The sequence below is a fragment of the Burkholderia sp. AU17457 genome, from assembly GCF_002223255.1.
In the GTDB taxonomy this organism is placed as follows: domain Bacteria; phylum Pseudomonadota; class Gammaproteobacteria; order Burkholderiales; family Burkholderiaceae; genus Burkholderia; species Burkholderia sola.
This window is the reverse complement of the sequence record NZ_NKFB01000001.1, coordinates 137,168-150,225: the sequence shown is the minus strand read 5'-3', so window position 1 is coordinate 150,225 and position 13,058 is coordinate 137,168. Positions and strand designations below refer to the sequence as shown.

Below are 13,058 nucleotides of genomic sequence, written 5' to 3'. Positions count from 1 at the left end.
CGGGTCGGTGTCGGCCCGGCCGCCCACCGCGCCACGCCGCCCCGCGTCGGCGGCGGCGCCGGGTCTGCCGCCACACCGACCGCCGGCCGGCCCGGCCCAGCCCAGCCCAGCCCCCAACATTCCGTTACAAATGGTGCGGGAACGAAAGTCAGCGGTCGTCCGGTCTGACGCGTTTCTCAAAAAGTCGATTCGACACTTATCCGTCAGGAGAATGTGATGCAACGGTTGATTCGCGCAGCGGCATGCTGCGTCCTGGTTTCCTCGCTCGCGGCGTGTATCGTGCAGCCGCAGCGGCCGGCCCGGCAGGCGCCTCCGCCGCCGCGACCGAATCCGCAGGTCGTCGCGAACGACCGCATGCAGGAGGTCCAGGGCCGGATCGACAACCTGCATCGCCGCATCGACGCGCGCGTGAACGGCGGCTACTACCCGCCGCCGTACGGCGCGCAGCTTCACCACCGCCTCGACGTGATCCGCCAGGAAGCGAACGACATGTCGGCCCAGCACAACGGCGGCCTGTCCGGCGACGAGCAGCGGGTGCTGAACCAGGAACTCGACACGGCCGCGCGCGCGATCGGCGAGTAACGCGCCCGGCGCCTGCCGGCACGGATGAAGCGGCGGCGCCGGCCGCCGCCGCTTGTCGCGAAGCGACATTCTTTTGCTCAAATTGACAATGCCGACCCGCTCGCGTACAGTCGCCCGCACGCGTCGGGAGAGCGTGTGACCGGGTCGTTCCGACACCGGTTGCGCCGCCGAAGGGGCACACCCGCAAACTCTCAGGCAAAAGGACCGACCGCGTCGGGGAACCGCGTCCGCGCACTGCGCGCACGACACTCCCCGCACTCTGGAGAGCGGCAGTAGCCCGCAGCGCATTGGCTGCGCGGGCAAGCTGCCCACCGAAGGGGCGCGCGTTCGCCGGGCTTTGCCCGCAGCGCAATCTCTCAGGTATCGAGGACAGAGGGGCATGTAACGGATCGCTCGAGGCCATCGGCCGCGGCGGTCGGCACATGGCCGTTCTGATCCGCGCGCAAGCGCCTTGCCTGAGGCCTCGATGACTGCACTGAATCACACCCCGCTCAACGCCGCGCACCGCGCGCTCAATGCCCGCATGGTCGACTTCGGCGGCTGGGACATGCCCGTCAACTACGGCTCGCAGATCGAAGAACACGCTGCCGTGCGCACCGACGCCGGCATGTTCGACGTATCGCACATGTGCGTCGTCGATTTCACCGGCAGCCGCGTGCGCGCGTTCTTCGAGCATGCGATCGCGAACCACGTCGGCAAGCTCAAGACGCCCGGCAAGGCGCTCTACTCGTGCCTGCTCAACCCGCAGGGCGGCGTCATCGACGATCTGATCGTCTACTACTTCACCGAAGAATTCTTCCGCGTGGTCGTCAACGCCGGCACCGCCGAGAAAGACATCGCGTGGTTCAACCAGCTGAACGAGCAAGGCGGCTACGGCCTGACGATCGCGCCGCGCCGCGATTTCGCGATCGTCGCCGTCCAGGGTCCGAACGCCCGCGAGAAGGTCTGGGCGACGGTGCCCGCCGCGCGCGCCGCCACCAGCGAGCTCAAGCCGTTCAACGCCGCGCAGGTCGCCGGCACGCCGTTCGGCGACCTCACCGTTGCACGCACCGGCTACACCGGCGAAGACGGCTTCGAAGTGATCGTCCCGGCCGTGCACGTCGTCGCGCTGTGGGATGCGCTGCGGCAAAACGGCGTGCGTCCGTGCGGGCTCGGCGCGCGCGACACGCTGCGTCTCGAGGCCGGCATGAACCTGTACGGCCAGGACATGGACGACACCGTCTCCCCGCTCGACGCGGGCCTCGCGTGGACGGTCGACCTCACCGCGCCGCGCGACTTCGTCGGCCGCGCCGCGCTGGAAGCCAACGGCACGCGCGCCGCGTTCGTCGGCCTGATCCTGCAGAAGGAGAACGGCAAGGCGGGCGGCGTGCTGCGCGCGCACCAGAAGGTCGTCACGCCGCACGGCGAAGGCGAGATCACGAGCGGCACGTTCTCGCCGTCGATGCAGGAATCGATCGCGTTCGCGCGCGTGCCGACGGCCGTCCAGATCGGCGACACCGTCCAGGTGCAAATTCGAGACAAGAATCTTCCCGCGCGCGTGGTAAAACTGCCGTTCGTGCGCAACGGCAAGGTCCTCGCTGCGTAACGACCGGGAGGCGGCCGGCGCCGCCTCCCGGCCTGCCGGGAGATGGCGCCCGGCGCAACCCCATCCGGCGCACCATGGCGGCGCGCCAGCAAAACGAACACACCCTTTTATCCAGGAGCATCCGATGAGCAACGTCCCGGCCGATCTGAAGTACACCGACGAACACGAGTGGATCCGCACCGAGGCGGACGGCACGCTGACGGTCGGCATCACCGATCACGCGCAGAGCACGCTCGGCGACATCGTCTTCCTCGAGCTGCCCGAAGTCGGCAAGTCGGTGACCGCGGGCGACGCCGTCGGCGTCGTCGAATCGGTGAAGGCGGCATCCGATATCTACTCGCCGGTGTCCGGCGAGATCGTCGCCGTCAACGAAGCCGCCACCGATGCGCCGGAAGAAGTGAACGGCGACGCATACGGCGTGTGGCTGTTCAAGATCAAGCTCGCGGCCGGCGCATCGACCGACAAGCTGATCGACGCCGACGCGTACAGCAAGCTGATCGACTAATTTTCCTTACCCGAACCGCGCGCGGCCGGGCAGCCGGCCCGCGCGGGACCAGAGTCACGCCATGAAGCTCGAACACCCGGACCGCCTGATGAACCGCACGCCCCTCTCGCTCGCCGCGCTCGAAACGCACGACGCGTTCGCCGAACGCCACATCGGCCCCGACGCCGCCAGCCAGCAGGCCATGCTCGACACGCTCGGCTTCGCGTCGCGCGCCGCGCTGATCGACGCCGTGATCCCGGCCTCGATCCGCCGCGCCGAAACGCTGCCGCTCGGCCCGTTCGCGCAGCCGAAGAGCGAGGCTGAAGCCCTCGCCGCGCTGCGTGCGCTCGCGGACAAGAACCAGGTGTTCCGCTCGTACATCGGCCAGGGCTATCACGACACGCATACGCCGGCCGTGATCCTGCGCAACGTGCTCGAAAACCCGGCGTGGTACACGGCCTACACGCCGTACCAGCCCGAAATTTCCCAGGGCCGCCTCGAGGCGCTCCTGAACTTCCAGCAGATGGTCGCCGACCTGACGGGTCTCGCGATCTCGAACGCATCGCTGCTCGACGAAGCCACCGCCGCGGCCGAAGCGATGACGCTGCTGCAGCGCACCGGCAAGCCGAAGTCGAACGTGTTCTACGTGGCCGACGACGTGCTGCCGCAAACCCTTGAAGTGATCCGTACGCGCGCGCTGCCGATCGGCATCGACGTGAAGACGGGCCCGGCCGCCGACGCCGCACAGGCGAACGCATTCGGCGTGCTGCTGCAGTACCCGGGCGTGAACGGCGACGTGCGCGACTACCGCGCGCTCACCGAAGCGATCCACGCGGCCGGCGGCCACGTGGTCGTCGCGGCCGACCTGCTCGCGCTGACCGTGCTGACGCCGCCCGGCGAATGGGGCGCGGACGTCGCGATCGGCAACACGCAGCGCTTTGGCGTACCGATGGGCTTCGGCGGCCCGCACGCCGCTTACCTGGCCGTGCGCGACGAATTCAAGCGCCAGATGCCGGGCCGCCTCGTCGGCGTGACCGTCGATGCGCAAGGCAAGCCCGCGCTGCGTCTCGCGCTGCAGACGCGCGAACAGCACATCCGCCGCGAGAAGGCGACGTCGAACGTGTGTACCGCGCAGGCGCTGCTCGCGATCATGGCCAGCATGTACGCGGTTTACCACGGCCCGCACGGCCTGAAGACGATCGCACTGCGCGTGAACCGCATCGCGGCGCTGTTCGCCGCCGGCGTGAAGCAGCTCGGCTTCGCGACCGTCAACGACACGTTCTTCGATACGCTGACGATCGATACCGGCGCGCGTACCGCGCAGATTCACGCATTCGCGAAGGCGAAGCGCATCAACCTGCGCCGCGTGAGCGACACGCAAGTCGGCGTATCGGTCGACGAAACGACGACGCGCGACGACCTCGCCGATCTCCTCGACGTGTTCGCGCAGGCCGCGGGCGGCACCGCGCCGGCCGTCGATGCGCTGGACGCGGGCCTCGCCGGCGTCGCCGCGCTGCCGGCCGGCCTCGAGCGCACGAGCGCGTACCTGACGCACCCCGTGTTCAACCGCCACCATTCCGAAACCGAAATGCTGCGCTACCTGCGCAGCCTGTCGGACAAGGATCTCGCGCTCGACCGTTCGATGATCCCGCTCGGCTCGTGCACGATGAAGCTGAACGCGACGTCGGAAATGCTGCCGGTCACGTGGCCCGAGTTCGGCGGCATCCACCCGTTCGCGCCGGCCGAGCAGACCGTCGGCTACCGCGAAATGATCGACCAGCTCGAACAGATGCTCGTCGCGGCCACCGGCTACGCGGCCGTGTCGCTGCAGCCGAACGCGGGCTCGCAGGGTGAATACGCGGGCCTGTTGATCATTCACGCGTACCACGCATCGCGCGGCGAAGGCCATCGCGACGTGTGCCTGATTCCCGCATCCGCGCACGGCACGAACCCGGCGTCCGCGCACATGGCCGGCATGAAGGTCGTGGTCGTCGCCTGCGACGCGCAGGGCAACGTCGACATCGCCGACCTGAAGGCGAAGGCCGAGCAGCATTCGGCGAACCTCGCGGCGATCATGATCACGTATCCGTCGACGCATGGCGTGTTCGAGCAGAACGTCCGCGAGATCTGCGAGATCGTCCACGCGCACGGCGGCCAGGTGTACGTCGACGGCGCGAACATGAACGCGATGGTCGGCCTGACCGCGCCCGGCCAGTTCGGCGGCGACGTGTCGCACCTGAACCTGCACAAGACCTTCTGCATCCCGCACGGCGGCGGCGGCCCGGGTGTCGGCCCGGTCGCGGTCGGCGCGCACCTCGCGAAGTTCCTGCCGAACCAGCGCTCGACCGGCTACGCGCGGGCGGAAGACGGCATCGGCGCGGTGTCGGCCGCGCCGTACGGCTCGGCGTCGATCCTGCCGATCTCGTGGATGTACATCGCGATGATGGGCGCGAAGAACCTGACCGCCGCGACCGAAACCGCGATCCTCAACGCGAACTACATCGCGAAGCGCCTCGCGCCGCACTATCCGGTGCTGTATTCGGGCCCGGGCGGGCTGGTCGCGCACGAGTGCATTCTCGATCTGCGTCCGATCAAGGAAACGAGCGGCATCAGCGTCGACGACGTCGCGAAACGCCTGATGGACTACGGCTTCCACGCGCCGACGATGAGCTTCCCGGTGCCGGGCACGCTGATGGTCGAGCCGACCGAATCGGAATCGCAGGAAGAACTCGACCGCTTCATCGCCGCGATGATCGCGATCCGCGAGGAAATCCGCGCCGTCGAGGAAGGCCGGGCCGATCGCGAGGACAACCCGCTGCGTCACGCGCCGCACACGGCGGCCGTCGTCACCGCGAACGAATGGCCGCACGCGTACTCGCGCGAGCAGGCCGCGTACCCGGTCGCGTCGCTCGGCACGAACAAGTACTGGCCGCCGGTCGGCCGCGCGGACAACGCGTACGGCGACCGCAACCTGTTCTGCTCGTGCGTGCCGATGTCGGACTACGCATAACGCCCGTCCCGCGCCGGAGCGTCCGACCGTGACCCCACCGCACGCAGCCGCCGGTTGCGTGCGGTTTTTACGTTCGCCGCCCGGCCAACCGTTTCACGCTCGCCCGCCAATCCGGCTAACATCACACGCGATCCAGCCAATGAAGGAGTTCCGCATGGTGCGTCCGATGTTTCCGGGCCAAGGTGCAGCGGCGCGGCGGCCGCGCCCGCGCGCAGGCCGCTACGCGCCGATGCTCGTCGCCGCGCTGTCGCTGGCCGCTGCCGGCCTCGGCGTGTCCGGCAATGCGCGCGCGGCGATGAATTTCTGCGCGGCGCCGGCGCTGCAGTCGAGCGAGACGACGCACGCCGAGCCAGGCGTGCAGGCGCTGATTCGCAGCGTCGACGCGCGTATCGGCGAGCAGCCGAAGGCGATGGCGCGCGTGCACACCGAGGGCACGCTGCCGCATGAAGGCATCTACGACCAGAGCGAAGCCGCGCTCAAGGACATGGACCTGATGCGCGATGCGGCGCTCGCGTGGCGCGTGACGAACGCGCCGCGCTACCTGCAACTCGTCGACCGCTTCCTGTCCGCGTGGGTCTCGACCTACCAGCCGAGCTTCAACCCGATCGACGAGACGCGCTTCGACAGCCTGATCGTCGCGTACGACATGACCGCGAGCGCGCTGCCGGTGAAGACGCGCAACGCGACGGCCGCGTTCATCGCGAAGCTCGGCGCCGGTTATGTCGCGCAGGTCGACGCGCAGAAGCGCCCGCTCACCGGCACCTGGCGCAACAACTGGCAGAGCCACCGGATCAAGCTGATCGCGCTGTCCGCGTTCACGCTCGGCGACCGCAAGATGATGAACGCCGCGCAGCGGCTGTTCGTCGAGCATCTCGCCGACAACATCGGCCCGGACGGCAAGACCTGGGATTTCGAGGAACGCGACGCGTTGCATTACGCGGTCTACGATCTGCAGCCGCTGGTGACGGCCGCGCTCGCCGCGCGCCGCTTCAACCGCAACTGGCTGCGCGAGCGCGGCGCGAACGGCGCGACGCTCGCGGCCGCGCTCGACTGGCTCGTGCCGTACGCGCTCGGCGAGAAAACCCACGAGGAATTCGTGAATTCGCCGGTGCCGTTCGACGCGAAGCGCCGCGAGGCCGGCTTGCCGGGCTACACGGGGCAGTGGGACCCGAAAAACGCCACCGAACTCTTTCATCTGGCCGCGCGGCTCGACGGGCGCTACGCCCGCGTCGCGCAGCAGCTTTCCCCAACGCCGCCCGCATGGCTCGCCGCGTGCCTGCCATTGCAGGCGCGCTAGCACCATTCTTACAGCAAGGCAGGTATCGAAATGGCAGTCAGCGTGTTTGACCTCTTCAAGATCGGCATCGGTCCGTCCAGTTCGCACACGGTGGGACCGATGCGCGCGGCGCTGATGTTCGTCCAGGGCCTCGAGCGCGACGGGCTGCTCGACGCGACGGCCCACGTGAAGGTCGAGCTGTACGGCTCGCTGGGCGCCACCGGCAAGGGCCACGGCACCGACCGCGGCGTGATGCTCGGCCTGCTCGGCGACGCGCCCGACACCGTCGATCCCGACACGATCGACGCGCGGCTCGACGATGTCCGCAAGACGAAGCAACTCGCGCTGCTCGGCACGCATCCGGTGCCGTTCGTGCTGAAGGAGAACATCGCGTTCTACCGCCAGGCGCTGCCCGAACACCCGAACGCGATGAAGCTGCGCGCGAGCGACGCGAACGGCGCGGTGCTGGTCGAGCGCACCTACCTGTCGGTCGGCGGCGGCTTCGTCGTGACGGCCGGCGCCCCGAACACCAAGGTGCTGAGCGCGGCCGAGCAGATGACGCACCCGTTTCGCACCGGCGCGGAGTTGCTCGCGCTGACCGCGTCGACCGGCAAGTCGATCGCGCAGCTGATGTGGGAAAACGAGCGCGCGTGGCACACCGACGAAGAAACGCGCGACGGGCTGCTGAAGATCTGGGCCGTGATGCAGTCGTGCGTGTCGCGCGGCTGCGGGATCGGCAATCCCGACGCCGACGGCAACCTGCCCGGCCCGTTCCAGGTCAAGCGCCGCGCGCCGCAGCTGTACCGCACGCTGACGGGCAGCCCGGAGCGCGCGCTGCAGGACCCGCTGTCGATGATCGACTGGATCAACCTGTACGCGATCGCGGTCAACGAGGAAAACGCGGCCGGCGGCCGCGTCGTCACCGCGCCGACCAACGGCGCGGCCGGCATCATCCCGGCCGTGCTGCACTACTACACGCGCTTCACGCCCGGCGCGAACGAACAGGGCGTGATCGACTTCCTGCTGACGGCCGCCGCGATCGGCATCCTTTACAAGCTCAACGCATCGATCTCGGGCGCGGAAGTAGGCTGCCAGGGTGAAGTGGGCGTGGCCTGCTCGATGGCGGCCGGCGCGCTCGCGGCCGTGCTCGGCGGCACGCCGCAGCAGGTCGAGAACGCGGCCGAGATCGGGATGGAACACAACCTCGGCCTGACCTGCGACCCGGTCGGCGGGATGGTGCAGATCCCGTGCATCGAGCGCAACGCGATGGCGTCGGTGAAGGCCGTCAACGCGGCGCGCATGGCGCTGCGCGGCGACGGCTCGCACTACGTGTCGCTCGACTCCGTGATCAAGACCATGCGCGAGACGGGCGCCGACATGAAGACCAAGTACAAGGAAACGTCGCGCGGCGGGCTGGCGGTGAATATCGTCGAGTGCTGATGTCCGGCCCGGCGGTGGCGCGGGGTGGATCGATACCCCGCATTGCCGCCGGGCATGGCGCCCGACGCTAGTCGTTCAGCCAGTTCTCCAGTCGCAACCCCGGATAGCTGACGAAATCCCGCTCGTTGTTGGTGACGAGGACGACATCGAGCGACACCGCATGCGCGGCGATCAATTTGTCGAGGTGATCCTTCTTCCGCTCGCGAGTCGCCTCCCGGATCGGACCATACGCTTGCGCTGCCGGGGCGTCGAAAGGCGCGACGGGAATGTCCTCGATCAATGCGGCGAGATTGCGGCGCTCCCGGGTGGGGCTCGCACATGCGGTCACGCCGTACTCGAGTTCCGCATAGGTGATCGCCGACATGACGACGTCGCCCGTGTAGCACTGCGCAAATCGTCTCGCGACCTGCTCCGGCTGATTTTTCATCAGATAGATGCACATGTTGGTGTCGAGCATGAAGCGCGGCATCACAAACCCTCGCGTTCGGCCTGCTCCTGGTCGCCGCGTCCTTCTGTCATGAAGTCCGGCCCGAATTTCGCGAACTTCTCCAGTACCTGAGTCAAAGGCCGCCGCATCGGCCGAATGCGGATTTCGTCACCGACGCGCTCGATTTCCAGTTCGATATCACTGCGCTCATAGGCAAGGTCCGCAGGAATACGCACGGCCTGCGAGTTGCCGTTCCTGAATACCCTCGTGGTATGCATGTCGATCTCCGATCGGATGTACATTGTATGTACATTATCCGATGCGGGCCGAGATGTAAATCCATGTGTGTACATAACAGGTACTCCTTCGGCTGACGAGCCGGCAATGAATACGCACATCACGGCCACTGCCGCCGCGCATGCAGCACGCGGAGAATCTCCACGATGCCCTCGGCCGGCCGGAGGCGATAGACGAGCACATAGTTCGGCGCGATCACCAGCTCGCGCGTGCCGGCCACCCGCCCTTGCCGATACAACTCGGTATGGGCCGGTAGCGCCGCCGCCCTTTCTTCCAGCAGTTCGTCGAGTTCGAGCGCGGCCAACGGGTCGTCCTCGGCGATGTATTCCATGATCGCGGCGCGATCCTCGTACGCCTTCGGATTCCAGTGCAACGCGAGGGTCAAGAAGCATCCCCGCGCTTGCCCGCAAGCCGCTCACGCAACGCCGCACGGCGCGATGCGAAGTCGGCGCTGACTTCGGCGTCCGGAATCGACGCACGCGGGTCATCCAGCGCCTGCTGCACCTGCTCGCGAAACCAGCGATCGTGAGCCACCGCCTCGTGTGCCGCCTTCAACGCCGCCGCACGATCGGGTCGGGTCGCCCGCCCGGCCGCGTCCGGGTCGAATGCCGACGCATCCACATCGAACCGGTTGATGCCGATGTCGCGCAGAAAGCCGACCAGCGTTTCAAAACGGCGAAACACCCGCACGTCGCCGCGCTTGGCCGACAGGAAGCGCTCGTGCGCGCCGCACCGGGCCGACAGCGCCCAGCCGTTGCCGCAACCGACCACGCGGGCCGCACGCACCGCGCCGGCTTCGATCAGCTCCGTCAGCGTCTTTTGATCGATCGTTTCGGTCGTCATGGCTCTCGCCCCTTCTCCACTCGTTCGCTGAAATTTTACTATTGAACGGAACCCCACTTTATTGTTATTTGGGATGCCCTCTTTTCGGATCGAGACAAGCGCCAGCCCGCCATCCATAGCGCTCACTTTCCGTCTTCGCACAAGCATGCACAAGCTGGCCGGATGGCCAACCGAAGCCAGCACGCAATCCCCGAACCGCCCAGCGTTCCGACACTTTTCAGCCGCCGTCGCACCGGCCCACGGCCAACCGGCGTAAGCTGTACGTCCCGCTACCCAGGGAGACGGCAGCCCATGTCGCATTCCAAGGATCTCGAGCCGCGCGCCACCACCGGTGCGCGACTGCTCGTCGATGCGTTGCTCGCCAATCACGTGGAACGCGTGTTCTGCGTGCCGGGCGAGAGCTTCCTCGCCGTGCTCGATGCGCTCGCGGACGACACCGCCCGCATCCAGACGGTCGTCTGCCGCCACGAGGCGGCCGCCGCGAACATGGCCGAAGCGGTCGGCAAGCTGACCGGCCGCCCCGGCATCGCGTTCGTCACGCGCGGGCCCGGCGCGACCCATGCGTCGATCGGCGTGCACACCGCGTTCCAGGATTCGACGCCGATGATCCTGTTCGTCGGCCAGTGCGCACGCGAACACCTCGACCGCGAAGCGTTCCAGGAAATCGACTACCGCCGGATGTTCGGCCAGATGGCCAAATGGGTCGCGCAGATCGACGACCCGCGCCGTATCCCCGAATACCTGAGCCACGCGTTCCACGTCGCGACGTCCGGCCGGCCCGGCCCGGTCGTGCTCGCGTTGCCCGAGGACGTGCTGTCCGACGCATGCGCGCCGCAGCCCGTCGTGCCGGCCGCGAAACGCATCGCGGCCGCGCCGTCGGCCGCGCAGCTCGACGAGCTGCGCGAGCGGCTCGCGCGCGCGGAGCGGCCGTTCGCGATCGTCGGCGGCAGCGGCTGGACGCCGGACGCGTGCGCGAACCTGCGCACCTTCGTCGAACGCTGGCAATTGCCGGTCGCATGCGCGTTCCGCTTCCAGGACACGATCGACAACGCGCACCCGAACTACGCGGGCGACGTCGGGCTCGGGATCAACCCCGCGCTCGCGAAACGCATCCGCGACGCCGACCTGCTGCTCGTGATCGGGCCGCGCCTCGGCGAAGCGACGACGGGCGGCTACACGCTGCTCGACATCCCGAAAACGCGCCAGACGCTGATCCACGTGCATCAGGGCGCGGACGAGCTCGGCCGCGTGTACGCCGCCGACCTGCCGATCGTGTCGGGCATGCCCGAGATCGCCGCGCCGCTGGCCGCGCTCGAACCGCCCGAGCGGCCTGCATGGGCCGGTGCGGCCGCCGACGCGCACCGCGCGTACCGCGAATGGCATGCGCCGCTGCCGATGCCCGGCGACGTGCAGCTCGGCGACGTGATGGTGCAGTTGCGCGAGCGCCTGCCGCACGACGCGATCCTGACCAACGGCGCGGGCAACTATGCGATCTGGCTGCATCGCCACTTCGCGTACCGGCATTTCCGCTCGCAGCTCGCGCCGACGAGCGGCGCGATGGGCTACGGGCTGCCGGCCGCGCTCGCCGCGAAGTCGCTGTATCCGCAGCGCGCCGTCGTCGCGCTCGCCGGCGACGGCTGCTTCATGATGGCCGGCAACGAGCTCGCGACCGCGATGCAATACGGGCTGAACATCGTCGCGATCGTCGTCAACAACGGCCATTTCGGCACGATCCGCATGCATCAGGAGCGCAATTACCCGGGCCGCGTGCACGGCACGGGGCTCACGAATCCGGATTTCGCCGCGTATGCGCGTGCGTTCGGCGCGCATGGCGAGACGGTCGAGCGCACCGCCGATTTCGCGCCCGCGCTCGAACGCGCGCTGACCTGCGGGCTGCCCGCGGTAATCGAGATCCGCATCCCGCAAGACGCCAGCACGCCGGCCGCGACGCTTGAGCAGATCCGCGAGCAGGGCCGCCGCGCGCGCGGCGCATGACGATGGTGAACATGCACGCCGCGCCGCCCGTCGCCGCGCTGTCGCACGACGACGCGCTGGCCTGCCCCGGCACGCTGCTCGCGCCCGACGGCACGCTCGTCGCGCCGTACGACCTCGAATACGGCGACGTGCGCGCCGAAGGCTACGTGGCGGCGGCGCCGGCGCTCGGCCTGCTGCACGCCGCGCACCGGCCGTTCCGGCTCGATCACGGCGATAAGCGGCACGTGCACGTGATCAACGGGATGGGTGTCGCGCTCGGCGATTCGGTGATCGGGCTGACGGCCGTCGCCGCGCTGCGTGCGACCCATGCGGATCTCCGCTTCACGCTGTACCGGCCGGCGCGCGCGCCGCGCTACGTCGATGCGCTGTATGCGCTCGCGGCCGACGTGGTCGCGCCGTCATGCGCATTGCCGTGCCCCGCCAACGCGCTGCCCGCCGACGCGCACTGCATCGACGTCGGCAATCACCTGTACTGGCCCGCGTTCGCGCGGCTGCCGATGATCGATTTCTTCCTCGACGCGCTCGGCGTCGATCCAGACGCCGTGCCGGCCGCCGCGAAGCGCAATCGCTGGCTCGCGCGGCTATCGCTGCCCGCGCTGCCGGCCAGGTGGCAGCGGCCGTACGTGCTGTTCTGCCCGAATGCGAGCACCGCGGTGCGCAGCGTGCCGCCCGCGCTGCGCGTCGCGTTCGTGGAACGGCTCGCGCGGCGTTACGGGCTGCCGGTGGTGGGGTTCGGCCCGATCGCGCATCCCGCTTACGTGGATGTGAGCCGCGACGCGACCGACACCGCGCGCTTCATCGCGTGGGTCAAGGGCGCGAGCCTGCTGTTCGCGCCGGACACGGCGGCCGTGCACCTCGCCGACGGTTTCGACGTGCCGACAATCGCATGCTTCACGACGATCGGGCCGGCCTTGCGCGTGCGCGACTATCCGCATTGCGTGCCGGTCACGCTCGACGTGCCGGCCGCATTGCACGGGCTGCATCGCAGCGAGCGGCCGGACGATCTCGCGGCGGTCGAAGCTGCGTACCGCGCAATCGACTGGGACGCGCTGGCGTGGCCCGCCCCGCGCGACGGGGCAGCGCCAATCATCTGAGCAAAGCGGCGCGGCGCAGGCGCGA

The 13,058-nt window shown here is 68.8% G+C and carries 12 protein-coding genes and 2 riboswitches; of the genes, 8 read left to right on the top strand and 4 right to left on the bottom strand.

What is annotated here, in order from left to right:
- Positions 1-216: 216 nt before the first annotated feature.
- From CFB49_RS00700 to CFB49_RS00675, 6 genes are all read left to right on the top strand, one after another.
- Positions 217-582, top strand: a complete 366-nt coding sequence (locus CFB49_RS00700) for a hypothetical protein (RefSeq protein WP_027811833.1) — start codon at positions 217-219, stop codon at positions 580-582.
- A gap of 114 nt (positions 583-696) precedes the next feature.
- A riboswitch (glycine riboswitch) is annotated at positions 697-799 on the top strand.
- 32 nt (positions 800-831) lie between these two features.
- Positions 832-965: riboswitch (glycine riboswitch) on the top strand.
- An 83-nt stretch (positions 966-1,048) separates the two neighbouring features.
- Positions 1,049-2,167: a glycine cleavage system aminomethyltransferase GcvT gene (gcvT, locus tag CFB49_RS00695; protein ID WP_069618751.1), complete on the top strand. Its 1,119-nt coding sequence runs from the start codon at positions 1,049-1,051 to the stop codon at positions 2,165-2,167.
- Between the two features lie 124 nt (positions 2,168-2,291).
- On the top strand, positions 2,292-2,672 hold the full coding sequence (gene gcvH / locus CFB49_RS00690) for a glycine cleavage system protein GcvH (RefSeq protein ID WP_069618752.1): 381 nt from the start codon (positions 2,292-2,294) through the stop codon (positions 2,670-2,672).
- 61 nt (positions 2,673-2,733) lie between these two features.
- Positions 2,734-5,661 carry an aminomethyl-transferring glycine dehydrogenase gene (gene gcvP / locus CFB49_RS00685; RefSeq protein ID WP_089434359.1) on the top strand — a complete coding sequence of 976 codons (2,928 nt, stop codon included), beginning with the start codon at positions 2,734-2,736 and terminating at the stop codon, positions 5,659-5,661.
- 154 nt (positions 5,662-5,815) lie between these two features.
- Positions 5,816-6,958, top strand: coding sequence for an alginate lyase family protein (locus tag CFB49_RS00680; RefSeq protein ID WP_089490581.1), 1,143 nt, complete (start codon positions 5,816-5,818; stop codon positions 6,956-6,958).
- Positions 6,959-6,988: 30 nt separating this feature from the next.
- A complete protein-coding gene (locus tag CFB49_RS00675; protein ID WP_069618755.1) occupies positions 6,989-8,377 on the top strand; it encodes an L-serine ammonia-lyase in 1,389 nt (462 codons plus the stop codon).
- A 67-nt stretch (positions 8,378-8,444) separates the two neighbouring features.
- On the opposite strand, the gene CFB49_RS00670 is transcribed toward CFB49_RS00675, so the two are convergent.
- From CFB49_RS00670 to CFB49_RS00655, 4 genes are all read right to left on the bottom strand, one after another.
- Positions 8,445-8,846: a type II toxin-antitoxin system VapC family toxin gene (locus CFB49_RS00670; protein WP_069618756.1), complete on the bottom strand. Its 402-nt coding sequence runs from the start codon at positions 8,844-8,846 to the stop codon at positions 8,445-8,447.
- Positions 8,846-9,082 carry a type II toxin-antitoxin system VapB family antitoxin gene (gene vapB / locus CFB49_RS00665; protein WP_069618836.1) on the bottom strand — a complete coding sequence of 79 codons (237 nt, stop codon included), beginning with the start codon at positions 9,080-9,082 and terminating at the stop codon, positions 8,846-8,848. The genes CFB49_RS00670 and vapB overlap by 1 nt, the downstream gene beginning before the upstream one ends.
- A gap of 119 nt (positions 9,083-9,201) precedes the next feature.
- On the bottom strand, positions 9,202-9,486 hold the full coding sequence (locus CFB49_RS00660) for a type II toxin-antitoxin system RelE/ParE family toxin (protein WP_069618757.1): 285 nt from the start codon (positions 9,484-9,486) through the stop codon (positions 9,202-9,204).
- A complete protein-coding gene (locus CFB49_RS00655) occupies positions 9,483-9,944 on the bottom strand; it encodes an antitoxin PaaA2 family protein (protein WP_069618758.1) in 462 nt (153 codons plus the stop codon). Before CFB49_RS00655 ends, CFB49_RS00660 begins: the two co-directional genes overlap by 4 nt.
- Before the next feature lie 291 nt (positions 9,945-10,235).
- Between CFB49_RS00655 and CFB49_RS00650 the strand changes: the two genes are divergently transcribed.
- Together CFB49_RS00650 and CFB49_RS00645 are read left to right on the top strand one after the other, a co-directional pair.
- The gene (locus CFB49_RS00650) at positions 10,236-11,939 is read left to right on the top strand and encodes a thiamine pyrophosphate-binding protein (protein ID WP_089490537.1); all 1,704 of its coding nucleotides are present in this window, start codon (positions 10,236-10,238) and stop codon (positions 11,937-11,939) included.
- Positions 11,936-13,033, top strand: a complete 1,098-nt coding sequence (locus CFB49_RS00645; RefSeq protein WP_089490536.1) for an ADP-heptose--LPS heptosyltransferase — start codon at positions 11,936-11,938, stop codon at positions 13,031-13,033. The genes CFB49_RS00650 and CFB49_RS00645 overlap by 4 nt, the downstream gene beginning before the upstream one ends.
- The last annotated feature ends 25 nt before the right edge of the window (positions 13,034-13,058 follow it).